Origin of the sequence: Methylobacterium pseudosasicola (assembly GCF_900114535.1) — a bacterium.
Lineage (GTDB): Bacteria > Pseudomonadota > Alphaproteobacteria > Rhizobiales > Beijerinckiaceae > Methylobacterium > Methylobacterium pseudosasicola.
In genome coordinates, this window is sequence record NZ_FOTK01000002.1 from 1 (window position 1) to 25,691 (window position 25,691).

The following is a 25,691-nucleotide window of genomic DNA, read 5'->3' on the forward strand; positions in this document are numbered from 1 at the left end:
ACCTCCGCCGCGGGGGCGGCCCCCAAGGTGTCCTTGTATCACCTCGTCCTACAGATCCGCGGCGGCTACGAGGGGCTGCTGATCGCTCTGCCCCCTGAGCACTGGACGGCCTGCGGTGCGACCGACCCACCGGCCCTGGCCGCGCGCCTGCTGAGCTTGGCCCGCAGGATCGACCCCGGGCGCGTGACGGTCGGCAGGCGAAAACCCAAAGACCCCGCGGCAGAACCTAAGCGCGCCAGCAGAGGTCACGTCGCAACCGCAAGGATCCTCAACAGCCAAACACCTTAAAAGGGCTGGTCCCGGACCTTTCGAATCCGGGACTTCCGATTGCGCATGATAGACCTGGGGGGAGTAGCCCGCCCCCGGCGCGTCTCTATAATGGCGTGACAAACGCCATAACGAGTCACCGCCATGACCACCCGCATCCCGAACTTCGCCGAGATTCCCTGGACCGGCGAGCCGCTCGCGGTGGCATCGCCGGCCCTCGGTGAACCCTGGATGACCCCGGAGGGCATTCCGGTGAAGGGCCGGTACGGGCCGGAGGACCGGGAGGGCATCGAGTTCCTCGACACCTACCCCGGCATCGCGCCGTTCCTGCGCGGCCCCTACCCGACCATGTACGTGACCCAGCCTTGGACGATCCGGCAATATGCCGGCTTCTCCACGGCCGAGGATTCGAATGCGTTCTACCGGCGCAACCTCGCGGCCGGCCAGAAGGGCCTGTCGGTGGCCTTCGATCTCGCCACCCACCGCGGCTACGATTCCGACCACCCGCGGGTCTCCGGCGATGTCGGCATGGCCGGCGTGGCGATCGACTCGATCTACGACATGCGGACGCTGTTCTCCGGCATCCCGCTCGACGAGATGACCGTGTCGATGACGATGAACGGCGCGGTGCTGCCGATCCTCGCCCTCTACATCGTCGCCGCGGAAGAACAGGGCGTGCCGCCGCAGAAACTCGCCGGCACGATCCAGAACGACATTCTCAAGGAGTTCATGGTCCGCAACACCTACATCTATCCACCCAAGGGATCGATGCGGATTATTTCCGACATTTTTGCCTATACTTCTAAAAATATGCCGAAGTTCAACTCGATCTCGATCTCTGGCTACCACATGCAGGAAGCCGGGGCGACGAACGACCTGGAGCTCGCCTACACGCTGGCCGATGGCGTCGAGTACATCAAGGCCGGTCTCGCCGCCGGCCTGACCATCGACCAGTTCGCCCCGCGCCTGTCGTTCTTCTGGGCGATCTCGACCAATTTCTTCATGGAGATCGCCAAGATGCGGGCCGCGCGCCTGATCTGGGCGAAGCTGGTGAAGGGGTTCGATCCGAAGTCCGACAAATCCCTGGCCCTGCGCACCCACTCCCAGACCTCGGGCTGGTCCCTCACCGCCCAGGACGTGTTCAACAACGTCACCCGCACCAACATCGAGGCGATGGCGGCGACGCAGGGCGGCACGCAATCCCTGCACACCAATGCCCTCGACGAGGCGCTGGCGCTCCCCACCGACTTCTCCGCCCGGATCGCCCGCAACACCCAGCTGTTCCTGCAGCAGGAGAGCGGCACCAGCCGGATCGTCGACCCGTGGGGCGGTTCCTACTACGTCGAAAAACTCACTGCCGACATCGTGGCCCGGGCCTGGGAGCATATCCGCGAGGTCGACCAGCTCGGCGGCATGGCCAAGGCCATCGAGGCCGGCATCCCCAAGCTGCGGATCGAGGAGGCCGCCGCCCGGGCCCAGGCCCGGATCGATTCCGGCCGGCAGACGATCGTGGGCATCAACAAGTTCAAGGCCGACGACGACATGGCCATCGACCTCCTGCGGGTCGACAACGGCAATGTCCGCCGCCTCCAGATCGACAAGCTCAAGCGCCTGCGCTCCGAGCGCGACGAGGCCGCCGTCACGGCCCGGCTCGAGGCGCTGACCAAGGCCGCCGACACCAACGAGAACCTGCTGGCGCTGGCCGTCGACGCCGCGCGTGCCAAGGCCACCGTGGGCGAGATTTCCGAGGCCCTGGAGAAGGCCTGGGGCCGGCACCGCGCCGAGATCCGCTCGATCTCCGGCGTCTATAAGCGCGAGGTTGGGGGCATGTCGCCAGTGGTCGAGGAAGTCCGGGCGCTGGTCGAGGCGTTCGAGGAGAACGATGGCCGCCGGCCGCGCATCCTGGTCGCCAAGATGGGTCAGGACGGGCACGACCGCGGCCAGAAGGTCATCGCCTCGGCGTTTGCCGATCTCGGCTTCGACGTGGATATCGGGCCGCTCTTCGCCACCCCGGCCGAGGCGGCCCGGCAGGCGGTGGAGAACGACGTGCACATCGTCGGCGTCTCGTCGCTCGCGGCCGGTCACCTCACCCTGGTGCCGGAGCTGAAGGCGGCGCTCACCGAGCAGGGCCGCGACGACGTGATGATCGCCATCGGCGGCGTGATCCCGCCAGGCGATTACGACGCCCTGGTGGCGGCGGGCGCCTCGGCGATCTTCCCGCCCGGCACGGTGATCGCCGAGGCCGCGGTCAAGCTGATCCGCGCCCTGAACGAGCGGCTGGGCTACGCGGCGCGCCAGGCGGCGGAGTAGGGTCGGGTCCCGTCTCCCCGATGGTGGGGAGACGGGGCGACGCTCAGTTCAACGCCTGCGGGTCGGCCTCCGTGAGGAAGGCGGCGACCGCGTGGAGGAACTGCATGCGGTTCTTCTCCATCATCACCGTATGCGTGCCCTCCCCGAGCTCGATGAAGCGCTTGTAGGGGGCGTGCGTGAGCTTGGTGAAATATTCCTGCGCCTGGTAGCTCGGCAGATCCGCGTCCCACTCGGCGTGGATGAGCAGCACGGGCACGCGGATGTCGCCCGGGTCGTAGAGCGGCTTGCCCGCCGCCCAGTACGCGTCCTTGTCGGCCACGGTGCCGTTCGGTGCGCGCAGCACCGGCGGCGTTTGCCGGGCGCCGACCGGATCGCTGGCGAAGGTCGCGTCGGCCCACTGGTCGAACCAGCCCGGCGGGATCAGGTCGGCCTGCTTGTCCTCGGGTACGCCGGTGAGCCAGCGCGCCTTGGCGCTGTCCCGGCTGACGCTGCGATAGGCGCCCAGCGGCCCGGGACCGCCGCTCATCAGGGCCGGCGTGCGCGCCAGCCATTGCGGCGCGTAGAGGACCAGCCGGTTGACCCGGTCGTTGTGGGTGCTGGTGTAGAGCCCCATGGTCGAGGTCCCCCAGGACCAGCCCATCAGGTCGATCTTCTCGACGCTGCGCCGCTTCAGGATGAAGTCGACGACCTGCCCCACCACCTTGGCCGCGTCCGGCGTGCGCATGAACGGCGGGTTGTCGGCGGCCGGCGCGCTCATCGGCGCCGGGCGCCCGGATCGCCCGTAGCCCGGCAGGTCCACGAGGTAGACGTCGAAACCCTGGCCGGCGAAGTAGTCCATCGCCGACATCCCGCCGAGCGGCAGGTCGAAGGCCGTGGAGGCCGGGTAGGTGGAGCCGTGCACGAACAGCAGGATCCGGTCGCCCGGGAACCGGTCCGTGCCGGCCGGGTGCTTGTTGCGCACGTAGATGTCGATGCCCGGCTCGCTCCACGGCAGGCGGAATTCCTCCGTCTGCAGCCGGGCCGACGGTGCGGCCGTCGCGGCGGAGGGTGGCAGGGTGCTGGCGAGGCCCGCCGCCGCGAGCGCTCCGAACATCTGTCGCCGCGGCAATCCGGTCTCCGGTCGTGTCCTGCCCTGGCGCGGGCGCGTCTGCGATGGTCCGTCCGACATGTATCCTCCCGGCCGCCTTATCTGGCGGGTCCGGCGATACAACCGTCGCGACCGAGCGGGCGCAACCGCTGGTGAACCGGATCGACACACGAGGAACCGGTTTCGTCGTCCGTTCGGTTTAAACCGCTGTGACAAAGCCGCCGCGATTGTGCGCTGCACGGGTGACGCCGGGTCCCCGGGCAGGCATTGAGGCGGCAGATCCAGGGAGACGCCCGTCCATGACGACTCCGACGACCGTCGACACCACGCCCTTCCCCGACCAGAAGCCGGGCACCTCCGGGCTGCGCAAGAAGGTGCCGGTGTTCCGGCAGCCAAACTACGTCGAGAACTTCGTCCAGGCGATCTTCGACACCCTGCCCGACAAGGCGGGCGCCACCCTGGTGCTCGGCGGCGACGGGCGCTTCCTCAACCGCGAGGTGGTGCAGAAGACCCTCCGGCTCGCCGCCGGCAACGGGTTCGGCCGGGTGCTGGTCGGGCGCGGCGGCTTGCTCTCGACTCCGGCGGCCTCCTGCGTGATCCGCAAATCCCGGGCGATCGGCGGCATCGTCCTGTCGGCGAGCCACAATCCGGGCGGCCCGGACGGGGATTTCGGCATCAAGTTCAACGCGGCCAATGGCGGCCCGGCGCCCGAGACCGTCACCAACGCGATCTTCGAGCGGGCCAAGGCGCTAACCCGCTACAGCCTGGTCGAGGCTCCGGATCTCGACCTCGACACCCTGGGCGAGACCCGGCTCGGCGCCATGACGGTCGCGGTCATCGACCCGGTAGCCGACTACGCCGAGCTGATGCGCACGCTGATCGACTTCGATGCGGTGTCGCGCCTGTTCGCCTCGGGCTTCCGCATGCGCTTCGACGCGATGAGCGCGGTCACCGGCCCCTACGCCACCGCGATCTTGGAGGGGATGCTCGGCGCGCCCGCCGGCACGGTGGTCAACGCGATCCCGAAAGAAGATTTCGGCGGCCATCACCCGGACCCGAACCCGGTCCATTGCCACGACCTGTTCGACCTGATGCAGGGGCCGGACGCCCCCGATTTCGGCGCGGCGTCGGACGGCGACGGCGACCGCAACATGATCGTGGCCCCGGGCCTGTTCGTGACGCCGAGCGACAGCCTCGCCCTGCTCGCCGCCCATGCCCACCGAGCCCCGGGCTATGCGGGCGGGCTGGCCGGCATCGCCCGGTCGATGCCCACGAGCCGCGCCGCCGACCGGGTCGCGGCCGCCCTCGGCATCAAGGCCTACGAGACGCCCACCGGCTGGAAGTTTTTTGGGAACCTGCTCGATGCCGGGCTGATCACCCTGTGCGGCGAGGAGAGCGCCGGCACCGGCTCGAACCACGTGCGCGAGAAGGACGGGCTCTGGGCGGTGCTGCTCTGGCTCAACATCCTGGCCGCCACCGGCGAGCGCGCCGACGCGCTGGTGCGGGCGCATTGGCGGACCCACGGGCGCGACTACTACGCCCGCCACGATTACGAGGAGGTCGAGTCCGACGCCGCCAACGGCCTGATGGCGGCTTTGCGCGAAAAGCTCGCCGGGCTGCCGGGCACGCGGCTCGGCGACCTCACGGTCTCGACAGCGGACGAGTTCGCCTATCGCGATCCCGTCGACGGCTCGCTGACCGAGCGCCAGGGCATCCGGATCAGCTTCGCCGAGGATGCCCGCGTGGTCTTCCGCCTCTCGGGCACCGGCACCGCCGGTGCGACGCTCCGGGTCTATCTGGAGCGCTACGAGGCCGATCCGGCCCGACTCGACCGCCCCGTCGCCGAGGTGCTGGCCCCGGTCGTGGCGGCCGCCCGCGCCATCGCGGAGATCGAGCCCCGCACCGGCCGGGCCGAGCCGAGCGTGGTGACCTGACCGGTTCGGGTTTCCAAAGGGCTCAGCCCTTTGGCGGGGTATCGGAGCGGAGCCCGATGGCAGCGCTCATTGATCCTAGGCGCGCGCATAGACCCGCAACCGGTGCCCGTCCGGATCGACGGCGACGAAGCTCCGGCCGAACTCGAGATCGGTGGGCTTCAGAAGGATCTCCGCCCCCTTGGCCTGCCAGTCGGCGTGGATCGCGTCCACGCGTGCGGCCGTGTCGACCCGGAAGCCGATCTCGCCGCCGCCGCCCGCTTGCGTGGGGGCCGGCACGACATCGTTTCGCACCCAGAGGCTCAGCGCCAGCCCCGAGGGCAGCGCGAACAGGACGAAGGTCGGGCTCGCCTCGACCGGCTCCCGGCCGAGCAGGCGCGCGTAGAGGCGCGCGCTGGCCTCCGGGTCGGTGACGTAGAGAAGGATGTTGCTGGGCTCAGTCATCGGTCGCTCCTGTCGGTGAGGGCGCAACCTCGGTATCCGGCGTAGCTGCCAGATTCCGGCAGCATCAAGCAGCGGGATCAGTGATCCCCTCGACCTGCCGCCAGTCCTTGAGCAGGGCCTGCCGGCGCTTCGGGTAGCGGGAATCCAGCAGCTCCGCGGCGGCGATCCGGTCGGTGCGGAAATGCCGGAAGCCCTGGCGCAGCTCGCACCAGCCCAGCAGGATGCGGGCGGCGTCGAAGAACGCCAGCGCGAACGGCCAGACGATCCGCTCGGACACCGCACCCGCCCCGTCGCGGTAGCGGAGCATCAGCTTGCGCTCGGTGCGGATCGCCCTGCGCAGCAGCGCGGGATCGACCGTCTCAGTCGGAGGGGACGTGCCGGGGCCGACCAGCAGCGCCGCACTCTCGAAGGTCTCGCGCAGGTCGTCGGGCAGGACCGCGCCGATCCGGGCGAGCGCGCTCCGGGCCGCGCCGCTCAGCCGGTCGTCGGCGCGGTCGGCGACCCAGCGGGAACCCAGGACCAGCGCCTCGATCTCCTCCGGGCTGAACATCAGCGGCGGCAGCAGAAAGCCCGGCTTCAGGACGTAGCCGAGTCCGGGCTCCCCTTCGATGGACGCGCCCATCGCCTGGAGGCTCGCGATATCCCGGTAGAGGGTGCGCAGGCTCACGCCGATCGCCTCCGCCAGCACGCGCCCGCTGACCGGGCGCCGGTGCCGCCGCAGGACGTGGAGCAGATCGAACAGGCGTTCCGAGCGGGACATCGGGCGTGTCTACACCCGCATCGCTGCCATCGAATGACAGCATCGGTTAGTCAGGCCCGGTGCTGTCCCGGGCCGAGGTCCTTGACCATGTGCACGGTGATGTCGTCGTCGAGCGTCCGGCCAGGGCCGGCATACAGCTCCTCGCGTTCCACCCGGTAACCGAGGGCGGCGTAGAGGCGCAGGTTCGCCGTGTATTTTTTATTCGTGTAGAGGCGCAACTGCGGCAGGCCGGCCTCGGCGGCGATCGACTCGGCGTGGGTCAGGAGCTCGGTGCCGAAGCCGCGACCTTGATAACTCGGATGGACAGCGACGTTGACGATCAGCAGATCGTCGTCTCTGCGCAGAGTCTCGATCAGCGCGGCCAATTCTTCGCCGGATTGCAGCAGGTCGAACCGGTGGTGCCGCACGGCCTGCGCATAGTCGGCCTGCATCGGCGTCGGCAGGCGGCCGATCAGCGGGATCCATTGGGCGTAGGCCGCCTCCACCAGCGCCCGGATCGCCGCCGCGTCCGCCGGCTCTCCGCGCCGGATCCCAACTGTCTCGGCCACCCCCAAAAAACCTCCTGTGGTTGACCCGGGCGGGTCCATCCCCTAAAGACCCGGCCGTCGATGGGGCTCCGCACGGGGCCCCGTCGCGTTTTCACGCGCACCCGTGGGCGGGATCCTCCCGCCCTGTCGTCCCGGCCTCCAGCGTCCGGGAAAAGGAGGGCGCGTTCCTCAATCTCGGTCACGAGAGGACGCGAAACAATGTCGAAGCGGATTCAGGCGAAGCACAAGCTCGACCGCCGCATGGGCCAGAACATCTGGGGCCGCCCGAAGAGCCCCGTCAACCGCCGCGAATACGGCCCCGGCCAGCACGGCCAGCGCCGCAAGGGCAAGATGAGCGACTTCGGCACGCAGCTGCGCGCCAAGCAGAAGCTCAAGGGCTATTACGGCAACATCACCGAGAAGCAGTTCCGCCGCTACTACGCCGAGGCGATCCGCCTGCGCGGCGATTCCGGCGAGAACCTGGTCGGCCTGCTCGAGCGGCGCCTGGACGCCGTGGTGTACCGGGCGAAGTTCGTGGCGACCCCGTTCGCGGCGCGCCAGTTCGTCAACCACGGTCACGTCAAGGTCAACGGCGTGCGGGTCAACATCCCGAGCTACCAGGTGAAGGCCGGCGATCTCATCGAGGTCAAGGAATCGTCCCGCCAGCTCGAGATCGTCATCGTGGCGACCCAGCTCCCCGAGCGCGACGTGCCGGACTACATCGAGGCCGACCACGCCAAGATGACCGCCCGCGTCACCCGCATCCCCAGCCTGTCCGAGGTGCCCTACCCGGTGCAGATGGAGCCGAACCTCGTCATCGAGTTCTACTCCCGCTGATCTTTTTCTGGGATCACACCCCGGGGCCGAGCCCGCGGGGTGTGTTTCGGAACGTCGACGGACAAAAAAGGGGCTGCCCGCAGGGGCGGCCCCTTTCCGTATCGGGCTCAGCAGCCGTTGCAGATCGTGCCCATCGTGTGGCGCATCTTGCTGTCCCAGGCCTTGGAGCGGGCTTCCGCGGCCTTCTGCGCCTTGATCATCTCGACCTCGTTGACGGGGCGGGGGGCGCCGGTGACGGCCGGACTCGGCGGCTTGGTCTGCCCGGTGGCCGTGACCCGGCGGCCGAGGCGGGTGCCGTCCGGTGTCGGGCTCTGGGCCAGGGCCGGCGCCGCCCCGAGCAGGACGCCCAGGATCACCGCGTGACGGATCGTTGCCATGGACCTGATCTCCCCGTCGGCGGGCTGTTTGACGATCCCGCCTCAACTGTCGATAACCTTAGAGCCGCATCCGATCGCGTTGCAATTGCGTGCGACCCTAAGCCTTTGTTGTGATGCGGCGATGCGCTCCGAGCCGGCATCCGGTTCGGCGGCGAGCGCTCTAGCCGACCGCGGCGGCAAAATCATGGTCCCTGGAGCCGAGCTCGGTCGCGTTGCAATCCGGCTCAGCTCTCAATCCTCGATGGAGCGCGCGCGCTTGCGCCGAACCGGGATCCACTTCGGCGGCGCGCGCTCTGGGCCGGAGGCCCCCCGATGAGCGGCCCGGAGAAGCTTCCCTTGCCCCCGCCCCGGAATCGCCGGGAGGCCGTGGCCGCGGCGCTCGCCCGCCTCGCCCCGCGCCTGCCCGCCTTCGAGGCCGACGCCACCCTCGACCGGGCGCTGGCGAGCCCGGGCCTGCGCGGCGCCGCCCCCGAGACCGCCGCGCGCCTCGCCCTGGTGGCCTATGCCCGCCACGTCTTCACCGATTACGACGACCTCCTGGACGAGGGCTACGACCGCGACAGCGCCCGGCACTTCGTCCTCGACGACCTCAACGCGACGCTGACCGCCTGGGGCGCCGCGCCGATCCCCGAGGAGGAGGCGGAGACCGATCCGGAGGACGCGCCGGGTTAGCGTTTCGTCCCGGTGGCGGGGGGCGGGATGGGGGAATGGGAAAGCCAGGTTTGGCTCACGCGCGACGATGCCGTCCGACAGCCGGGCACCCGTCGCCGGCACGCTGTCGCGGATTACGAGAACGGTGTGTTTTGGAGGAGCTGCTTTCGACCCAATTAAGACCCTGCCGCCATCAGTGTGATTGCTTCGAAGCGGACATCGCCATCTCCAAGCCGGTAGCGGTCTGATGGGAGCGATTGGTGTGAGCCGAAACGGGTCGCGCCCATGCCGCTCCCGAATGAATGTGGATCGGTATCGAAGCTTCGCAAATCGTCTTAAGTTTTTGAAATGAACATTGGTTTTGATCGCGAGGTGGGTCTCGATCGGCGCCGATCGAGACCCACTTCAACGTCAATTTCTGCATTTTGATCAAAGGTCGAGTTGCATTTATTCCGGTGTCAAGCTTTGGTGTCGATGCACAGTCATGGCCGTCTACGGAGCGCCGATCAGGGCTGCTTGCCGGTACTCGCGCGGGGTCACGCTGAAGCGATCCTTGAAGCGCTTGGAGAAATGAGGCTGGCTGCCGAAGCCGCTTCCGTAGGCCAGGACGCCGATCGACAGATGGGCGAAGCCCGGGTCGCACAGGCGCTTAGCTGCGACCTCCAGCCGGCGCCCCCAGATCCAATCGGAGATGTGCTGGTCACGCTCGTGGAACAGCTCCTGAAGCCGGCGCAGCGACACGCCGACCGCGGCGGCCAACTGGGGCGGATCGAGAGTCAGATCGGCGAGGTGGTCCTCAACATAGGCCTTGGCGCGCTGGACCACCACGGTGCCGTGAAGCGGTCTAGGCACGGCGCGCGCCAGCCGCTCGGCGATGTTGGCGACGATCAGGTCTGCGCCGATCAACGCCATGCGGTCGGCCGCATCAGGCGTAAGCTGACGACGCACCCGGATCAGATCATGGAAGAAGTTGGTCACCAGGATAGTGGAAGCGAGATCCGCCCCCATCGTTAGCGACGTGTAGAGCCGCGAGGGCCCGAGTATGCCCTCCAGTCGCTCGCGCGGCAGCTTGAGGAACAGCGCTTGGCTCCCCGCGCTACTCGTCACCACAGCATGGCGACGATCAAGCACGACAATGTCGCCCGGCTGCTGCACCGATTCCCGGCCATCCTGCTGGCACGTCAATGCACCGGCAAGGAGAAAGATGGTGGCGACCGTTCCACCCCCGTCGCGATGCCGCGCGGCATTGGGCATCATCTCGCTCCGTAGAGCGCCCTGTGTGAGGCGCTTCATCCGGAGCGGACCGACGCTGGCGAATTCCATCTTGCACGCGAACGGCCGGTCGTCGAGGCGCTCGATCTCGATGGGGACGAGACGTTCGAGCATGACCTTCCGCCAAGCCTTTAAGCCGTCTGCCGGATGAAGGCTCTCGGTCGAGAATAATATTTCCATATGTAATTCTTTTACATATCACCGTTGCGGAAAGTCGGTATATTTTCTTGAAATCAAGTTGATCGCTGTTTGGCGTAATTCTTTTACAATCCGGTTGCAATGAATAACGAATGCAACTTAGGATTGAGACGAGAAGCTCTAAGGGCGCATGCTGGACGCCGGCTTGATCGCTCAAGTTTATTTTTCAACTATTGATCGCCGACTGCAGAGCGGACATCACGGAAAGTTGTAGATCTATCCGAGGGCGCCGATGGTCCTCCGCTACCGGGGCGGGTTAGGCCTAAAGGGGGTAACGAGGCGAGCGGGCTCGATAATACCTTTCCCGTCGGCGACTGTTCGGGACGGATCATCTCATTTTTGCCGGCTGGTATGGTGGCGGCGAACCACAAAGCCGAGCACTCACTGTCCAGAGGTGCAGACGTGATGCTATTCACATCTATTCGGATCGCACGCTTTCTCGGATCGCATGAGCAAGCATTTGGGGCGGCGCTCCGTCCGCGAGATGAGAAGCGACAGGCGCCGGTCGCCAAGAGTTGTCGTGCGCCGGCGTAGCAGCAAGGTCCATTACGATACGCTTGCCGCTCGGAACCGGACCTTCGCAAATCCATCCGTCCCTGCTGTAGGTCCCTGCCTCATTGAGCAGCCTGCAAGCGGACGTTCTCCCCGTCTGCAACGGGTCGTGAGCGGGCTCGGCGACGATGTCCTCTTCCATGCATTGCCGCCCCAAAGCAGACAGGCCGCAATCCACCCCCAACAGACAATCCGCCCGCACTTCAACCGTCATCGCAACGAGCCGGATTCCGCCGTTGCGAATCATGTCCGGTTCTCCTAGCCTCGTCGCTGTCGCGCTCGCTTGAAGGAGGAGGCCGCATGAACACCGTCTATGCCGTCCTCCCCGTAGGAATCGCTGGCGTCGCCGCCCAGCTCGGCTAGCCGCCTTCCGTCCGCGCCCGGCCGCATGGCCCCGGCGCTCCTGAGCCCCCCTCCCGTCTGACCTCGCCGGTCCGCGTCATCTCCGATGCGGACTCCGCGCCTCTCGGAGCCGACGCCTGTGCGTCGGGCCTATGCATGTCTCTGTCCTCCCCCCGGCGGGCGGGCGCGTTTCGGCGCGTCCTCGCCTTCGTCGTCCACGGCTGGCGCCGGCGCTGGCCCCTCGTCGCCGGCGTCTCCGGCACCATCACGCTGGCCACCTTCGCGGAGGTGATGCTGCCGCTCTACGCGGGCCGGCTGGTCGATGCGTTGACCGGGCCCGAACGCCAGGCGGCCCTGGAGGCCGCCCTGCCCGCCTTCCTGGCGATGACTGCGCTCGGCCTCGCGACCGCGCTGCTGCGGCACGTCGCCTGGAGCCTCGTCGTGCCGCTCTCCCTGCACACCATGAGCGACATGGCCCGGGACGGCTTCGCCCGGGTCCAGCGCTTCTCCACCGAGTGGCACGCCAACACCTTCTCGGGCTCCACCGTCCGAAAGATCTCGCGCGGCATGTGGGCCCTCGACGGGCTCAACGACACGCTGCTGCTGGCGCTGCTGCCGGCCCTGGTCGTGCTCCTGGGCACCGCCCTCGTGCTCGGCCTGCATTGGCCGATCCTCGGCGCGGTGGTGGCGCTCGGGGCCGCCGCCTATGTCGGCGCGGCCGCCCTCCTGTCGACCCGGATCATCGCGCCCGCGGCCGCCCTCTCGAACGCCCTCGACACCCGGCTTGGGGGCGCCCTGAGCGACGCGATCGGCAACAACGCCGTGGTCAAGGCGTTCGGCGCCGAGGGCCGGGAGGAGGCGCGCCTCGCCAGGCTCCTGGCCAAGTGGCAGCGGCGCACGCACCGCACCTGGATGATCATCACCTGGAGCGGCACCGGCCAGCTCGGGCTGCTGCTGGCGCTGCGCACCGCCATCGTCGCCACCGCCCTGGGGCTGTGGTGGCGGGGGGAGGCGAGCCCGGGCGACGTCGCCTACGTGCTCACCACCACCTTCGTGGTGCACGGCTACCTGCGCGAGATCGGCGGCCACATCAACCACCTGCAGCGGGCGGTCAACGAGATGGAGGAGCTGGTCGCCCTGGCGGTCGAGCCCGTCGGCGTCGCCGACCGGCCCGGCGCGGTTCCGCTCGCGGTCGCGGGCGGGACGATCCGCTTCGAGGACGTGCGCTTCCATTACGGCGCGCACGGACACCCGCTCTACGACGGGCTGTCGGTGACGATCCCGGCGGGCCAGCGGGTCGGTCTGGTCGGCCGCTCGGGTTCGGGCAAGACCACCTTCGTCAAGCTGATCCAGCGGCTCTACGATGTCTCGGGCGGGCGGGTGACCATCGACGGGCAGGACGTGGCGGCGGCGAGCCAGGCGAGCCTGCGGGCGCAGGTCGCGATCGTGCCCCAGGAGCCGGTGCTGTTCCACCGCTCGCTGGCCGAGAACATCGCCTATGCCCGGCCCGGCGCCTCGGCCGAGGACATCGAGCGGGCGGCGCGGCTCGCCAACGCGCACGCCTTCATCGCGCGGCTGCCCAAGGGCTACGCCACGCTGGTGGGCGAGCGCGGCGTCAAGCTCTCGGGCGGCGAGCGCCAGCGGGTGGCGCTGGCCCGCGCCTTCCTGGCGGACGCGCCGATCCTGATCCTGGACGAGGCGACCTCGAGCCTCGACTCGGAATCCGAGGCCCTGGTGCAGGAGGCGATGGCGCGGCTGATGCACGGGCGCACCGCGCTCGTCATCGCCCACCGGCTCTCGACCGTGCAGGCGCTGGACCGCATCCTCGTGTTCGACCACGGCCGCATCGTCGAGGACGGCCCCCACGCCGCCCTGATGCGCCGCCCGGGCGGGGCCTACCGGGCCCTGTTCGAGCGGCAATCCGTCCTGGCGGAGAGCGCGTGAGGATCCTGTTCGTCTGCGGCCGGGCCCGCGCCCGCAGCCCGACCGCGGAGCAGGTTTTCGCGCGCCGCCCCGGGGTCGAGACGGCCAGCGCGGGTGTGTCGCCCGACGCCGACGAGCCGGTCGAGGCCGATCATCTCGCCTGGGCGGAGATTGTCGTGGTCATGGAGCGCGCGCATCGGCGCAAGCTGATGCGGCGGTTCGGCCCGGCCCTGCGCCGCGCCCGTCTCGTCTGCCTCGACATCCCCGATGCCTACGGCTTCATGGAGCCGGCGCTGGTGCGCCTGCTCGAGGCGCGGGCCGGACGGTTCCTGCGTACCGAGCGGGTGAGGTCTGATGCTTGATACCGTTCGCGCCCCACTCACAGAGATCTGAACACGGCCGATGCGCGAGGGCCGCCGAGCGCGCCCGCGCCCGCGCCTGCACCGGGCTGGCCTCCGCTCCGGCGATGCATCCCCGAGGTGGTCGCGCCTGTCCGCGCCATGTTGTAGGAGACCGCCGGAGGCCGCCCGGTGCGGCCCAGGGAGCTTTGCGGCACAGCATGAAGATCAGCGCGCGCAACGTCATCAAGGGCACGGTGGTGTCGGTCGACAAGGGCTCGACCACCGCCCATGTGAAGATCGAGATCAGCCCCGGCCAGGTGATCACCGCCTCGATCACCAACGAGGCGGTCGATTCGCTCAAGCTCGTGGCCGGCGGCCCGGCCTACGCGGTGGTGAAGGCCTCCGACGTGATGATCGCGGTCGACTGAGCGGCTTTTCGGCGTCCGGGCGGTCCTTGCACCCGCCCGGCACCCGGATTACCCCCGGCACGGCAGGCTCACGGGCGTGCAGGTCCGTTGACCCAGGGAGTGGCCGTTGAAGACCGTGCTCGGCATCGAGACCACCTGCGACGAGACCGCCGCTGCGGTGGTGTCCGTCGATGAGGACGGGCTCGGGCAGATCCGCGCCAACGAGGTGCTGAGCCAGATCGCCGAGCATGCCGTCTATGGCGGCGTCGTGCCCGAGATCGCCGCCCGCGCCCATGTCGAGGTGCTCGACCGGCTGATCGCCCGCGCCCTCGACAAGGCCGGGATCGGATTCGCCGACCTCGACGGGATCGCGGTGGCGGCCGGGCCCGGGCTGATCGGCGGCGTGCTGGTCGGCCTCGTCACCGCCAAGACCCTGGCGCTGGTCACCCGCAAGCCGCTGCTCGCCGTGAACCATCTCGAGGCCCACGCGCTGACCGCGCGGCTGACCGACAACCTCCCCTTCCCGTACCTGCTGCTGCTCGCCTCGGGCGGACACACCCAGCTCGTCGCCGTGCGCGGGGTCGGCGATTACGTGCGCCTCGGCTCGACGGTGGACGACGCCATCGGCGAGGCGTTCGACAAGGCGGCCAAGCTGCTGGGCCTCGGCTATCCCGGGGGCCCCGAGGTCGAGCGCATGGCCGAATCGGGCGATCCCGAGCGCTTCGCCCTGCCCCGGCCGATGCTTGGCCGGCGCGAGGCCGATTTCTCCCTCTCGGGCCTCAAGACCGCCCTGCGAATCGAGGCCGAGCGGATCGCGCCGCTGGCGGAGCGCGACGTCGCCGACCTGTGCGCCAGCTTCCAGGCCGCCGTGGTCGACGTGGTGGTGGACCGCGCCCGGGTGGCCCTGCGCGCCTTCTCGGGCGTCGCCGGCCGGCCCACCGCCCTGGTGGCGGCGGGCGGCGTCTCGGCCAACGGTGCGATCCGGCGGGCGCTGGCGGCGCTGGCCGGCGAGGCGGGCCTCGGCTTCGTCGCCCCGCCCCTGCCGCTCTGCGGCGACAACGGCGCCATGATCGCCTGGGCCGGGCTGGAGCGGCTGCGCCTCGGGCTCGTCGACGACCTGACGGCGCCCGCCCGCCCCCGCTGGCCGCTCGCCGCCGACCCGGCCCGGGACGCGGTCCCGGCCGGATGAGCGCGGCCGCGGATCGGCGCGCGCACTGGCGGGATCTCGTCGCGCGCCGCCTGCCCGAGGCCGCCCGGCCCGGCTGGCCGGTCCATCTCGACCATTGCTTCGCCCGCATCCTCCTCGACAATGCCTGCGGCGGCCCCTGGCGCGACAGCGTCAAACCGCCCGCCCACGCCACCATGTCGGCCGATGGCCTGGAGCACGCGATCGCTTTGGGCGAGGCGGTGCTCGCCGGCACCGCCGATCTCGCCCTGCTGAACCGGCAGTCTCTAGCCTGGCGCGGCAAGATCGCCACCGCCCCGGTGCCCGACGGCCTCCGGGACGGCGACCTGCTGCTGCGCCGCTGGCGCCCGGCGGATACGGCCCCGTTCGCGGCGCTCAACGCCGACCCGGCGGTGATGGAATTCTTCCCCCGGCTGCGGACGGAGCCGGAGAGCGCCGCCGAGGCGGGCAGCTATGACCGGCGCTTCGTGGCGGACGGGTTCGGCCCCTGGGCTTTGGAGTGGGACAGCCGGTTCGTCGGCTTCGTCGGCGCGTTTCGGATCATGCGGGCCATGCCGTTCCCGGGGGGCGAGCGGATCGGCGCGACCGTGGAGATCGGCTGGCGCCTCGCCCGGGATGCCTGGGGCCAGGGCCTCGCCACACGGGCCGCGCGGCTGACGCTGGCCGACCTCGCCGGGCGCTGCGGCATCCGCAGCGTCGTGGCCTATGCCGCCTCAGGCAATCGCCGCTCGCAGGCGGTCATGGAGCGCCTCGGCATGGTCCAGGCGGAGACGTTCGCGCATCCGGCGGTGCCCGAGGGGCCGCTGCGCAGCCACGTGCTCTATCGGCTCGAACCCGCGGAGATCTCGGCATGAGCGCACCCATCAACGTCGTCGGCGGCGGCGCCTGGGGGACGGCGCTCGCCAACGCCGCCGCCAGCGCCGGGCATCCCGTGACCCTCTGGCTGCGCGACCCGGAGGCCGCCGCCAAGCTCCAGGCCGAGCGGGAAAACCCGCGCTACCTGCCGGGCGTGCCGCTCCATGCAAGCATCCACGCGACCGCCCGGTCCGAAAAGCTCGCGGGCGCCCGGGCGACCCTGCTGGTGGTGCCGGCCCAGACCGTGCGCGGCGTGCTGAAAGCCTTGCGCGATCCCCTGGCCTCGGCCGGGCCGGTGATCCTCTGCGCCAAGGGGATCGAGCGCGGCACCGACAGCTTTTTGAGCGCAGTGGCCGCGCAGGTCCTGCCCCCGGGAACGCCGGTGGCGGTCCTGTCCGGCCCGAGCTTCGCGGCCGACGTCGCCCGCGGCCTGCCCACCGCCGTGACCCTGGCGGCGGCCGATCCGGGCCTCGCCGCCGCGCTGAGCACGCTGCTCTCGGGTCCGAGCTTCCGGCTCTACCACACCGACGACGTGCGCGGCGTCGAGATTGGCGGCGCCGGCAAGAACGTGCTGGCCATCGCCTGCGGGATCGTGGCGGGAAGCGGCCTCGGTGAGAGTGCCCGGGCGGCCCTGATCGCCCGCGCCTTCGCCGAGCTGATGCGCTTCGCCCGGGCCTTCGGCGGCCGGCCCGAGACCCTGATGGGCCTCTCGGGCCTCGGCGACTTGGTGCTCACCGCCTCCTCGCCGCAATCGCGCAACTTCGCCTTCGGCCAGCGCCTCGGCGCCGGCGCCAGCCCGGCGGAGGCCGCCGGCGGCAAGCTCGCCGAGGGCGCCTTCACGGCCGCGGCGCTCGCCGGCCTCGCGGCGGCCCGCGGCATCGAGATGCCGGTGGCCCAGGCCGTGGCCGCGATCGTGGCCGGCCAAGCCGGCGTCGAGGACGTGATCGCCGGCCTGCTGGCCCGGCCGCTGCGCGGCGAGACGGATTAGGGACTGAGTCTACGTAGCTTGATTATGAGGTTGCTGCTTTCGACCTGTTGCAGACGGTCGAGAACATTTAGGCCTATCCCGAAACCGGACGGACGAAAGCGAGGCGTGATCAGCGGTCCGTGCCCGTGAAGGCTTAGGTTTTCCCACGCTCCAACAGCGCGCGGTAATCGGCCAGGGTCATTGTCTCGGAACCGCTTGAATCGATGGTGAGCCGATCACGGTCAGGCAGGACTTCCGCGAACAGATCGATCCTCTTCCAAGCCGGAACCTCGCCCGCACGCTCCTGGCCCGGCACGAAGCCTGACGTCGCCTCCCGCCGGTACTGGTGGATGTAGCGTGGGCAATTCACGAAGACCTCGGCGATGTCGATCTTGATCACCAACTCGGCGCCGGGATGCCGTTCCAGGTCCATCGCCTCACGGGTGATCCGCGCCGTGCCATGGAGGCGGAGGCGATGCGGCGTCTCGAAGTCGATGAACAGGAGGCCGAGCTTCGGATTGGCCGCGAGGTTGCCGACAGTGAGGTACATGCCGTTGCCGTCGTAGCTCGGCAGCTCGATGACGCGCGGGCTCGCCACGCGCACGAAGCCGCTCGCACCCCCCTTGTACGAGCAGGTCGGAAAGCCACGGTGGTCGACGGAGGTGACGAAGACCATGTCCTGCCGCGCGATGAAGGCCTGCTGAGACGCGCTCAGTTCACTCGTCACCGACAGGCTGCGCAGCCGGTTCGCGAGGTCGCCCGTCTCGAATTCCTGCTGGAGGACGCGGTGACGGGGACCGTAGAGGTTGCTGATCGCTCCGAGCGGCGGCGCGAATACGGCCCCGTGGGGTTGAGGCGTGGTGCTCCAGCGCAGGCGCTCCAGGCAGATCGTCCATGCCGACCGGTACCGGTCGGCGATCTCCTGGCGGTCGAGCTGCGTGTGAGTGAGCGTCAACTCGGTCACGTCGGCCCCGAGGGGCCGCAGATCGATCTCGACCCGCGACGGCGGACCGGCGAGCGGTCCCTCGCCGACGTAGTGCCATGTCATCGCGAGGCGCCGCAGCGGTACGATCTCCAGATACTCCCCGGAGACCGCGTAGGCGCGCCCATCCGGGTTGCAGCCTTCGAGGCTGAAGCGACCGCCGACCCTCAGGTCGCAACTCACGTCGCCGACCTCGCCAGCCCCGGGCGTGAGCCAGCGGGCAAGGCGGCGTGGGTCGCTGCAGGCCTCGAACACCAGGGCCGCGGCGGCATCGAGCTGCCTGACCAGGGCGATGGCGATCCGCGGGGGACCTGACGGGGCGTCGGACATGTCGTGGGCGATCCGTCAGGCGATGGCGTCGAGGGCACGGCCCCGCGTCTCGGGCAGGCACAGCGCCGAGACGAGGAAGGCGACGGCGAGGACGACGAGCGCGTACCAGAGGCCGGCATAGATGTTCCCGGTCGCCGTGAAGGCGGAGAAGGCGATGGCCGGCAGGAAGCCGCCAAACCAGCCCCCGACGGTGTAGGGCAGGGAGAGGGCCGTGTTGCGGATGCGGGTCGGGAACAACTCGATCATCCAGGCGGCGAGCGGAGCGGAGGCCAGGGCCACGAACACGTTGAGCAGGCTGAGCAGGGCGATCAGCCCAGCCAAGTTCGTCTTGGCCGGATCGGCCTTCGCGGGGTAGCCCGCCGCCGCCACGGCGCTCGCCAGGGCCTTGGCGAGATCCGCCGTCCGCGCCCCGAGCGTGGGCTTGTCGAGCCCGGTCCCGTCGAAGGAGGCGAGGCTCGCCTCGCCGATCTCGATCCGCACCGGACTGCCGACCGGCAGATCGCGCGTCGCATAGGGCACGCCGAGCTTGGCGACGGCCCGGCGGGCGAGGTCGCAGGAGCTCTCGAACCGGGCGACGCCGAACGGGTCGAACTGACGGCTGCACCCGGCCGGATCGGCGGCGACCACAAGGGGCTTCGCCGCGACCGCCGCCGCGAGGTCCGGATGGGCGACGCGCGTCACGCCCTCGTAGACCGGCCACGCCAGCAAGGCCGTGCCGAGTAAGCCGGCCAGCATGACCGGCTTGCGGCCGATCCGGTCCGAGAGCCAGCCCGCCGCGACCATGGCGGCGACGAGGGCGAGGCTGGAGCCGAGGATCGTGTAGTGCAGGAGGAACGGATCGATCTTCAGGTTCAGCATCAGCAGGTAGATCGGGTAGGAGCCCGTCGCGCTGGCGACCGATTGGCCGGCGACGAGGCCGAAGAGCACGAGGAGCACGACCCGCAGGTTTGCCCATCGTCCCAGGACGTCCCGCACCGGCTGGCGCGACCCGCCCCCGCCCCGGCGCATCCGCAGGAAGAGAGGGGATTCCTGCAGTTTCAGCCGCATGTAGACCGAGACCAGCATCAGCACGGCCGAGAGCAGGAAGGGGATGCGCCAGCCCCACGCCTCGAAGGCGGCCTTCCCCAGCAGCTTCTCGCAGGCGATCACCACAAGGATCGCGAGGACGAGGCCGCAGGCCATGGTGATGCCGACGGCGCTCGTCGCGAGGCCACGCCGGTTCGCCGGTGCATGCTCGGCGATGTAGGTCACCGCGCCTCCGAACTCGCCGCCGAAGGCGAGGCCCTGCACGATGCGTAGGCTCACGAGCAGGGCCGGCGAGGCGACGCCGATGGCCGCGTAGGACGGCAGCAGGCCGATGGCCACCGTGGCGCCGCCCATGATCACGATCGTAAGGAGAAAGGTGTATTTCCGCCCGACGCGGTCGCCCAGGGGCCCGAAGATCAGCCCGCCGAAGGGCCGGGCGAGGAAGGTTACGGCGGCGGAAAGCAGGGTGAAGACATAGGCGTAGGCCTCGTCGAGTCCTGAGAAAAACTGCCGCGCGATGATGGCGGCCATCGGCCCGAACAGGACGAGGTCGTAGGCCTCGAACAACGCCCCGAGGGACGAGGCCAGGATCACCCGCCGGACCCGGGTCCGCTCCGCCGGGATCGCGGTCAGCGCGACCGCGCGGGATGTCGGCTCGGCGCGCGTGGCAGGACGCGGGGCCGCGACGGTCTGGGCCATGGTGATCCTCCCCCCTCTGATCGTTCCGTCTCGGGCACGGCGCCGGCTCAGGAAGGGCCGGCCTCCCGCTTCATCTCGGCGAGCAGGCCCTCCAGCGCGTCGAGGCGCTCGATCCAGAAGATCTCGTAGGCCTGGAGCCAGCGGTGAGCCGCGAGCAGGGCCATCGGTTCGAGGCTGCAGAGATGCGAGCGTCCTCGCACCTGCCGCGTCACCAGCCCCGCGGTCTCCAGGGTCCTCACATGCTTCGAGACGGCGACGCTCGACATCGGGAAGACCAGTGCGAGTTCGCCGAGCCCATGCGGTCGTTCGGCCAGCATCCGCACGATCGCCCGACGCGTCGGGTCGGCGAGGGCGTGAAACAAGGCGTCCAGCGTCGTATCAGATACCTGAACCATACGGTATTATGATAAACTGATTGGTTTTATGTCAAGGCATGATTGCTTGGTGGCTGCGCGCAGGCCAAGTCGTCCATCGTCCCCGCGATCACCATCCGTACCCGCTGCAGGCGCAGGAGATGAGTGGGCCCTACGGACTTCGTCCGTTGCCATTTGCTGAGTGGATCGCACGAACACGGGACTATCTGAAGGCTGACATCGCGTGGGCGGTGGCGCCGTTCACCAACTGAGACTTCGGCTGGTGAGAGAGGCTATGATCAGGCAAGGTACGTTGTCCGCTTCCACGCCTATTTGCTCGGAAGCGGACCGGCGGAAATCCACCCTCCGCGGACTTCATTACGGGCAAGCTGATTGGGTTAAGGCTCTGGGTTCTCAGGGGCCGGTGAATCGCGCACCTCAAGCGGGAAGGCTCCGGCCGCTAACCTTTCCGGTGCTCCCGGAACGCCGCTGTGATCGCCCGGAGCGCGTCCTTGCTGCGCGGGTCGGTCAGGGACGAGTGCAGCACGAGGGCGAGGGAGGGGATCGGCGGCAGGCGCAGCGCGTCGCCGACATCGATCACGTCGGGCGGGGCGAGCCGGCGCGGGAAGGCCGAGACCGCCAGACCCGCCGACAGGGCCGCCCGGATCGCCGCGGTGCCGCCGACGAACACCTCCGTCCAGGGGATGCCGGCCCGGTCCAGCAACTGCGTGGCGACGTCCCGGATGGAGCAACAGGGCGAGGTCGCGGCCAGGCGCAGGGGCTCGCCGGCCCGGTGCTCGAAATGCGGCGCCGCGAACCAGCCGAAATGCTCTGGCCCCAAAAACTCGCTGTCGCGCCGGTCGTCGTCGCTGCGGATGATCGCCGCGTCGATCGTGCCGGCCTCGAACCCGTCGAGCAGGGGGCGGGCATTGTCGAGCAGCACCTCGATCGCCAGTGCCGGGTCGAGGGATTTCAGCCGGGCGAGCAGGCCCGGCACTTCCGGACCCATGACATGGGCGGCGATGCCGAGCCGGAACCGGCGCCGCGGTTCGGCGAGGCCCGCGACCGCCCGCTCATGCGCGGCCAGGAATTCCCGTGCCGAGCCGATGAAGATCTCGCCCTGCGCCGAGAGCCGGACCTGACGGGGCGTGCGCTCGATCAGCCGCTGGCCGAGCCGGTCCTCCAGCCGCCGCAGCTTCACGCTGACGGCGCCCTGCGTCACCCCGAGCGCCTCGGCGGCCCGGGTGAAGCTCCTGTGGTCCGCCACGGTCACGAAGGTCCTAACCGCATCGACGTCGAGGGTGAGCACCGGAACCATCCAGTTTCGTCATCACTGAAATAGAGTGGCATTCGATTGTGTTGTGATCAAGCGCGCGCCAGGCTCCGCCGCGTCCTCGTATCGCCCTCGAAGGTGCGGAGTCATGACGAGCAAGTTGGGTCACCTCAAAGATCTTCCGGAACCGCTCGGCGGGGCAGCTCCGAGTCGCGTTCACGTCGATCGCAAAACCGGAAATAGCCTGGCCCTGGCGGCCCTATGCCTGTCCGCTTTGATGCTGGGACTGGAGATCTCCAGCATCCCGTCGATCCTGCCGACCCTGGAGTGGGCCCTGGGGGCGGATTTCCGGCAGCTCCAATGGATCATGAACGCCTACACGGTGGCCATGACCACCTCCCTGATGGCCATGGGGACCCTGGCCGACCGGTTCGGGCGCCGGCGCGTCTTCCTGATCGGCGTGGCGGCGTTCGGCGCGGCCTCCCTGGCCTGCGGCCTGGCACCGAGCGCCCCGGTGCTGATCGCGGCGCGGTTCCTCCAGGGGGCGAGCGGCGCCGCGATGCTGGCCTGCCAGACCGCGGTCCTGTCGCACCAGTTCCGGGACGGGCCTGAGCGCGGGACGGCCTTCGGCTGGTGGGGGATCGTGTTCGGCTTCGGCCTCGGCTTCGGCCCGCTGATCGGCGGCATCACCGTTGCGGCCGTGAGCTGGGAATGGGTTTTTTGGGTCCATGTCCTGCTGGCGCTGGTCACAATCGGCCTGGCGCGGGCCGGCATCGTCGAATCCTCCGATCCCCAGGCCAGGCGCGTCGACGGTGCCGGCATCGCGACGCTGTCGCTCGCGGTGTTCAGCCTGGTCTACCTGATCACCCGGGGGCAGCCGCTCCGCTGGGGCGATCCGGCGAGCCTGCTGGCGCTCGCCGGCGCCGCGAGCCTCGTGGCGTTCGTCGTCGTCGAGACCCGGGCGGCACGGCCGATGTTCGATTTCGAGGCCTTCCGGAACCGCCGCTTCGCGGGGGCCCTGCTCGGATCGAGCGCGATGAATTTCAGCTTCTGGCCGTTCGTGATCTATCTGCCGATCTACGTCCAGGCGGTGCTGGGCTACGACAGCCTGGGCGCCGGCCTCGTGCTCCTGGCCTACACGCTCCCAACCTTGGTGGTGCCGCCCCTGGCGGAGCGGCTTCTGCTGCGCGACGGCCCGGGCCTGGTCATCCCGCTCGGCCTGTTCACCATCGGCGCCGGCTTCCTGCTGATGCGGCTGGCCGCCATCGGCGCGCAGCCGAGCTGGGGGACGCTGCTGCCCGGCTGCATCCTGGCCGGCACCGGGCTCGGCCTCACCAACACGCCGGTCACCAACACCGCCACGGGCGCCCTGCTCCCGGAGCGCGCCGGGATGGCCTCGGGCATGGATATGAGCGCGCGGATGATGTCGCTCGCCGTCAACATCGCCCTGATGGGCTTCATCCTGCTCCAGGGCGTCCGCTCCGGCCTCGGCCCGCTGGCGCAGGGGACGGTGCTCGACGCCCTCGCGGAGGCGGTGGCCGCCGGCAATCTCGCCGTGGCCGGGGCCCAGGACCTCACCGAGTCGATCGCCCGGCAGGCGTTGGTCCGGGGCTTCGCGTGGGTGATGCTCTATGGCGGGCTCTGCGCCTGGGCTTTTGCGGGCCTCAGCCGGATCGTGCTCGGCCGGGGCGCTTCCGGCCTGTCCGTTTCCGGTTAAGCTGGGCTATGGGAGCGGGCCGCCGCGACGGGGCGGCCCTCGAGAGACGGCGTGATGGCGTACTGGCTGTTCAAATCCGAGCCCGCGACCTGGTCGTGGGCCCAGCAGGTCGAGGCCGGCGCGGCCGGGACGCACTGGAACGGCGTGCGCAACCACCTCGCCAAGAAGCACCTGATGGCCATGCAGGTCGGCGACCGGGGCTTCTTCTACCACTCGAACGAGGGCAAGGCGGTGGTCGGCATCGTCGAGGTGATCCGCCCCTATTACCCCGACCACACCGACGAGACCGGCCGCTTCGGCATGGTCGACCTGAAGGCCGTCGAGCCCCTGCCCCGGCCGGTGACGCTGGACGCGATCAAGGCCGATCCGGCGCTGGCCGACATGGTGCTGGTCAACAATTCCCGCCTGTCGGTGCAGCCGGTCACCGAGGCCGAATGGAACCGCATCCGCGCCCTGGCCGAGGCCCCGTAACGTCCCGGTCTCAAAAGGTCCGAGACCTTTTGCGGGTCCAGGGCGGAGCCCTGGTCGTTCAGGCGGCGCGGTTGAAAGCGTTGCGGGCCGGCACGAAGGCGTCGGCGCCGACATCGACCGGGGGCAGCGTGTCCATCACCCGGGAGGCCGGCAGGGTGACGATCACCTCGGTGCCCTCCCGCGGTCGCGAGGACAGCTGGAACTGGCCGCCGTGGAGCTCCACCAGCCCCTTCACGATCGGCAGGCCGAGGCCCGAGCCCTGCTCAGCGGTCTTGATCGCCAGGGAGCCGCGGCCGAACGAGGACATCACCGTCCCGAGCTCGTCCTCGGGGATGCCGGGGCCGCTGTCCTTCACCGAGACGTATTGCCCGCCCGAGGCGGTCCAGCCGACCTTCAGCCAGATCTCGCCGCCGGGCGGCGTGAACTTCACGGCGTTCGACAGGAGGTTGAGCACGATCTGGCGCAGCGCGCGCTCGTCCGCCCAGAGCCGCGGCAGGGAGCCGTCGACCAGGTCGTGGAAGGTCTGGTTCTTCGCCTTGGCGCGCAGGCCCATCATGTGGCGGCACTCCTCCACGATGTGGGCGAGCTGCACCGCCTCCTCGTTGAGTTCGTAGCGGCCGGCCTCGATGCGCGACAAATCGAGGATCTCGTTGATCAGGTTGAGGAGGTGCATCCCGCTGTCGTGGATGTCGTTCGAGTACTCCCGGTAGGACGGCGCCGTGTGGATGCCGAACACCTCGTTCTTCATCACCTCCGAGAAGCCCAGGATGGCGTTGAGCGGCGTGCGCAGCTCGTGGCTCATGGTGGCGAGGAAGCGGGACTTGGCGAGGTTCGCCTCCTCGGCCCGGCGCCGGGCCTCGTCGGAATTGGCCTTGGCCTGCTCCAGCTCGCCGAACACCGCGTCCTTCTCGGCGCGCGAGCGCAGGGCGCCCACGGTCGAGGCGTAGAGGCGGCGGGACAGGCCCAGGAAGAAGATCTGCGCGCCCGCGGCCATCGCCACCAGCAGCAGCGCGTCCATGCCCTTCGAGAAGGCGGCGAGCGACGCGGTGGCGAGCGCCAGCGGCACCAGGGCGATCACCGCCGCCGCTGGCACGGTCGCGGCCAGCATGGTGGTGACGGCGGCCGCGATCACCAGGCCGAACAGCGCGAAGGTCCAGCCGCCGGTGGCGCCGAGGCCGATCATCGCCGACCAGGACAGGCTCTGCAGCACCTCGCCGAACAGGAAGCGGCGGCGCCAGCGGGCCAGCGGGATCGTCGCCGCGTCGGCGCGCAGGAAGCTGCGGCTCAGCGTGGTGTTGAGCGTGATCATCAGGAACACGCCTAGGGCCCAGAGGGCGGCGACGACGGGCGCGATCCAGAAGGTCGCCGCCGTGGCGAGCGTCGCGGCGAACAGGACCAGCGGGATTCCGGCCCCGGCCCGGTACCGGGCGTAATGCCGCAGCAGCTCGTGGTCGAAGGCCCGCTCCAGGCCGGTCTGCGAGGTCAGCTTCTCGCGGGCCGAGCGGATCTCGCGGGCGACACCGAGGCGTCGCGCCGCCTCCTCCGTCGAAGGGCCGCGACCGCGCTGCACCATCTCGACGGTGAGATCGGACATGGGTCTCTTGAA

Annotated in this window: 23 protein-coding genes and 1 pseudogene; 13 read left to right on the top strand and 11 right to left on the bottom strand. The window is 69.7% G+C overall.

The genetic code is table 11. From position 1 onward, the window contains the following. Positions 1-288: pseudogene (locus BM228_RS34455) on the top strand (hypothetical protein); the annotation flags it as partial. Positions 289-411: 123 nt separating this feature from the next. Then, positions 412-2,577 (top strand): methylmalonyl-CoA mutase, encoded by a 2,166-nt coding sequence (gene scpA, locus BM228_RS02160; protein WP_092036785.1) that lies wholly within the window; start codon positions 412-414, stop codon positions 2,575-2,577. A gap of 43 nt (positions 2,578-2,620) precedes the next feature. On the opposite strand, the gene BM228_RS02165 is transcribed toward scpA, so the two are convergent. After that, positions 2,621-3,745: an alpha/beta hydrolase gene (locus tag BM228_RS02165; RefSeq protein ID WP_092036787.1), complete on the bottom strand. Its 1,125-nt coding sequence runs from the start codon at positions 3,743-3,745 to the stop codon at positions 2,621-2,623. Positions 3,746-3,963: 218 nt separating this feature from the next. Between BM228_RS02165 and BM228_RS02170 the strand changes: the two genes are divergently transcribed. Next, positions 3,964-5,598, top strand: a complete 1,635-nt coding sequence (locus BM228_RS02170) for an alpha-D-glucose phosphate-specific phosphoglucomutase (protein ID WP_092036789.1) — start codon at positions 3,964-3,966, stop codon at positions 5,596-5,598. A gap of 75 nt (positions 5,599-5,673) precedes the next feature. On the opposite strand, the gene BM228_RS02175 is transcribed toward BM228_RS02170, so the two are convergent. The 3 genes from BM228_RS02175 to BM228_RS02185 form a co-directional block, all read right to left on the bottom strand. After that, positions 5,674-6,039, bottom strand: coding sequence for a VOC family protein (locus BM228_RS02175; protein ID WP_092036790.1), 366 nt, complete (start codon positions 6,037-6,039; stop codon positions 5,674-5,676). A gap of 64 nt (positions 6,040-6,103) precedes the next feature. Continuing rightward, positions 6,104-6,799, bottom strand: a complete 696-nt coding sequence (locus tag BM228_RS02180; protein ID WP_092036792.1) for a helix-turn-helix transcriptional regulator — start codon at positions 6,797-6,799, stop codon at positions 6,104-6,106. Between the two features lie 50 nt (positions 6,800-6,849). Beyond that, positions 6,850-7,347 (bottom strand): GNAT family N-acetyltransferase, encoded by a 498-nt coding sequence (locus BM228_RS02185; RefSeq protein WP_092037324.1) that lies wholly within the window; start codon positions 7,345-7,347, stop codon positions 6,850-6,852. Positions 7,348-7,545: 198 nt separating this feature from the next. Between BM228_RS02185 and rpsD the strand changes: the two genes are divergently transcribed. Then, the gene (rpsD, locus tag BM228_RS02190) at positions 7,546-8,163 is read left to right on the top strand and encodes a 30S ribosomal protein S4 (protein ID WP_007558459.1); all 618 of its coding nucleotides are present in this window, start codon (positions 7,546-7,548) and stop codon (positions 8,161-8,163) included. Positions 8,164-8,270: 107 nt separating this feature from the next. On the opposite strand, the gene BM228_RS02195 is transcribed toward rpsD, so the two are convergent. Then, positions 8,271-8,540: a hypothetical protein gene (locus tag BM228_RS02195; protein ID WP_092036793.1), complete on the bottom strand. Its 270-nt coding sequence runs from the start codon at positions 8,538-8,540 to the stop codon at positions 8,271-8,273. A gap of 312 nt (positions 8,541-8,852) precedes the next feature. Here BM228_RS02195 and BM228_RS02200 point away from each other — a divergent pair, with 312 nt between their 5' ends. After that, positions 8,853-9,212 (top strand): DUF2293 domain-containing protein, encoded by a 360-nt coding sequence (locus tag BM228_RS02200; protein ID WP_092036795.1) that lies wholly within the window; start codon positions 8,853-8,855, stop codon positions 9,210-9,212. A 471-nt stretch (positions 9,213-9,683) separates the two neighbouring features. Here the strand turns inward: BM228_RS02200 and BM228_RS02205 are convergent, their stop codons facing one another. Beyond that, a complete protein-coding gene (locus BM228_RS02205) occupies positions 9,684-10,643 on the bottom strand; it encodes a helix-turn-helix domain-containing protein (RefSeq protein ID WP_092036796.1) in 960 nt (319 codons plus the stop codon). Between the two features lie 1,068 nt (positions 10,644-11,711). Here BM228_RS02205 and BM228_RS02210 point away from each other — a divergent pair. From BM228_RS02210 to BM228_RS02235, 6 genes are all read left to right on the top strand, one after another. Then, a complete protein-coding gene (locus BM228_RS02210) occupies positions 11,712-13,499 on the top strand; it encodes an ABC transporter ATP-binding protein (protein ID WP_092036798.1) in 1,788 nt (595 codons plus the stop codon). Next, positions 13,496-13,840 (top strand): low molecular weight protein tyrosine phosphatase family protein, encoded by a 345-nt coding sequence (locus BM228_RS02215; RefSeq protein WP_092036800.1) that lies wholly within the window; start codon positions 13,496-13,498, stop codon positions 13,838-13,840. The genes BM228_RS02210 and BM228_RS02215 overlap by 4 nt, the downstream gene beginning before the upstream one ends. 197 nt (positions 13,841-14,037) lie before the next feature. Next, positions 14,038-14,247 (top strand): TOBE domain-containing protein, encoded by a 210-nt coding sequence (locus BM228_RS02220; RefSeq protein ID WP_007558473.1) that lies wholly within the window; start codon positions 14,038-14,040, stop codon positions 14,245-14,247. Between the two features lie 106 nt (positions 14,248-14,353). Next, complete coding sequence (gene tsaD, locus BM228_RS02225) at positions 14,354-15,415, top strand: tRNA (adenosine(37)-N6)-threonylcarbamoyltransferase complex transferase subunit TsaD (RefSeq protein WP_092036802.1); 1,062 nt, start codon at positions 14,354-14,356, stop codon at positions 15,413-15,415. Beyond that, the gene (locus BM228_RS02230) at positions 15,412-16,266 is read left to right on the top strand and encodes a GNAT family N-acetyltransferase (RefSeq protein ID WP_092036804.1); all 855 of its coding nucleotides are present in this window, start codon (positions 15,412-15,414) and stop codon (positions 16,264-16,266) included. Before tsaD ends, BM228_RS02230 begins: the two co-directional genes overlap by 4 nt. Beyond that, positions 16,263-17,255, top strand: coding sequence for an NAD(P)H-dependent glycerol-3-phosphate dehydrogenase (locus tag BM228_RS02235; protein WP_092036806.1), 993 nt, complete (start codon positions 16,263-16,265; stop codon positions 17,253-17,255). Before BM228_RS02230 ends, BM228_RS02235 begins: the two co-directional genes overlap by 4 nt. Before the next feature lie 133 nt (positions 17,256-17,388). Here BM228_RS02235 and BM228_RS02240 read toward each other — a convergent pair whose 3' ends face one another. The 4 genes from BM228_RS02240 to BM228_RS02255 all read right to left on the bottom strand — a co-directional run bounded on the left by BM228_RS02240 (position 17,389) and on the right by BM228_RS02255 (position 21,942). Continuing rightward, on the bottom strand, positions 17,389-18,546 hold the full coding sequence (locus tag BM228_RS02240; protein WP_092036808.1) for an SRPBCC domain-containing protein: 1,158 nt from the start codon (positions 18,544-18,546) through the stop codon (positions 17,389-17,391). 15 nt (positions 18,547-18,561) lie between these two features. Beyond that, positions 18,562-20,271, bottom strand: a complete 1,710-nt coding sequence (locus BM228_RS02245; protein ID WP_092036810.1) for an MFS transporter — start codon at positions 20,269-20,271, stop codon at positions 18,562-18,564. A 47-nt stretch (positions 20,272-20,318) separates the two neighbouring features. Continuing rightward, positions 20,319-20,666 carry an ArsR/SmtB family transcription factor gene (locus BM228_RS02250; protein ID WP_092036812.1) on the bottom strand — a complete coding sequence of 116 codons (348 nt, stop codon included), beginning with the start codon at positions 20,664-20,666 and terminating at the stop codon, positions 20,319-20,321. A gap of 418 nt (positions 20,667-21,084) precedes the next feature. Then, positions 21,085-21,942, bottom strand: a complete 858-nt coding sequence (locus BM228_RS02255; protein ID WP_092036814.1) for a LysR family transcriptional regulator — start codon at positions 21,940-21,942, stop codon at positions 21,085-21,087. Positions 21,943-22,045: 103 nt separating this feature from the next. On the opposite strand from BM228_RS02255, the gene BM228_RS02260 reads away from it, so the two are divergent. Next, positions 22,046-23,614 carry an MFS transporter gene (locus tag BM228_RS02260; protein WP_092036816.1) on the top strand — a complete coding sequence of 523 codons (1,569 nt, stop codon included), beginning with the start codon at positions 22,046-22,048 and terminating at the stop codon, positions 23,612-23,614. 54 nt (positions 23,615-23,668) lie between these two features. Next, positions 23,669-24,085 carry an EVE domain-containing protein gene (locus BM228_RS02265; RefSeq protein ID WP_092036818.1) on the top strand — a complete coding sequence of 139 codons (417 nt, stop codon included), beginning with the start codon at positions 23,669-23,671 and terminating at the stop codon, positions 24,083-24,085. Between the two features lie 58 nt (positions 24,086-24,143). Here the strand turns inward: BM228_RS02265 and BM228_RS02270 are convergent, their stop codons facing one another. Further along, on the bottom strand, positions 24,144-25,679 hold the full coding sequence (locus BM228_RS02270; RefSeq protein ID WP_092036820.1) for a sensor histidine kinase: 1,536 nt from the start codon (positions 25,677-25,679) through the stop codon (positions 24,144-24,146). Between the last annotated feature and the right edge of the window lie 12 nt (positions 25,680-25,691).

What these genes read in the sequence shown, in the direction of transcription:
- scpA (WP_092036785.1), top strand. Translation starts at nt 412, where the DNA reads ATGACCACCCGCATCCCGAACTTCGCCGAGATTCCCTGGACCGGCGAG.
- BM228_RS02165 (WP_092036787.1), bottom strand. Translation starts at nt 3,745, where the DNA reads ATGTCGGACGGACCATCGCAGACGCGCCCGCGCCAGGGCAGGACACGA.
- BM228_RS02170 (WP_092036789.1), top strand. Translation starts at nt 3,964, where the DNA reads ATGACGACTCCGACGACCGTCGACACCACGCCCTTCCCCGACCAGAAG.
- BM228_RS02175 (WP_092036790.1), bottom strand. Translation starts at nt 6,039, where the DNA reads ATGACTGAGCCCAGCAACATCCTTCTCTACGTCACCGACCCGGAGGCC.
- BM228_RS02180 (WP_092036792.1), bottom strand. Translation starts at nt 6,799, where the DNA reads ATGTCCCGCTCGGAACGCCTGTTCGATCTGCTCCACGTCCTGCGGCGG.
- rpsD (WP_007558459.1), top strand. Translation starts at nt 7,546, where the DNA reads ATGTCGAAGCGGATTCAGGCGAAGCACAAGCTCGACCGCCGCATGGGC.
- BM228_RS02195 (WP_092036793.1), bottom strand. Translation starts at nt 8,540, where the DNA reads ATGGCAACGATCCGTCACGCGGTGATCCTGGGCGTCCTGCTCGGGGCG.
- BM228_RS02200 (WP_092036795.1), top strand. Translation starts at nt 8,853, where the DNA reads ATGAGCGGCCCGGAGAAGCTTCCCTTGCCCCCGCCCCGGAATCGCCGG.
- BM228_RS02205 (WP_092036796.1), bottom strand. Translation starts at nt 10,643, where the DNA reads ATGGAAATATTATTCTCGACCGAGAGCCTTCATCCGGCAGACGGCTTA.
- BM228_RS02210 (WP_092036798.1), top strand. Translation starts at nt 11,712, where the DNA reads ATGTCTCTGTCCTCCCCCCGGCGGGCGGGCGCGTTTCGGCGCGTCCTC.
- BM228_RS02220 (WP_007558473.1), top strand. Translation starts at nt 14,038, where the DNA reads ATGAAGATCAGCGCGCGCAACGTCATCAAGGGCACGGTGGTGTCGGTC.
- BM228_RS02230 (WP_092036804.1), top strand. Translation starts at nt 15,412, where the DNA reads ATGAGCGCGGCCGCGGATCGGCGCGCGCACTGGCGGGATCTCGTCGCG.
- BM228_RS02235 (WP_092036806.1), top strand. Translation starts at nt 16,263, where the DNA reads ATGAGCGCACCCATCAACGTCGTCGGCGGCGGCGCCTGGGGGACGGCG.
- BM228_RS02240 (WP_092036808.1), bottom strand. Translation starts at nt 18,546, where the DNA reads ATGTCCGACGCCCCGTCAGGTCCCCCGCGGATCGCCATCGCCCTGGTC.
- BM228_RS02245 (WP_092036810.1), bottom strand. Translation starts at nt 20,271, where the DNA reads ATGGCCCAGACCGTCGCGGCCCCGCGTCCTGCCACGCGCGCCGAGCCG.
- BM228_RS02250 (WP_092036812.1), bottom strand. Translation starts at nt 20,666, where the DNA reads ATGGTTCAGGTATCTGATACGACGCTGGACGCCTTGTTTCACGCCCTC.
- BM228_RS02255 (WP_092036814.1), bottom strand. Translation starts at nt 21,942, where the DNA reads ATGGTTCCGGTGCTCACCCTCGACGTCGATGCGGTTAGGACCTTCGTG.
- BM228_RS02260 (WP_092036816.1), top strand. Translation starts at nt 22,046, where the DNA reads ATGACGAGCAAGTTGGGTCACCTCAAAGATCTTCCGGAACCGCTCGGC.
- BM228_RS02265 (WP_092036818.1), top strand. Translation starts at nt 23,669, where the DNA reads ATGGCGTACTGGCTGTTCAAATCCGAGCCCGCGACCTGGTCGTGGGCC.
- BM228_RS02270 (WP_092036820.1), bottom strand. Translation starts at nt 25,679, where the DNA reads ATGTCCGATCTCACCGTCGAGATGGTGCAGCGCGGTCGCGGCCCTTCG.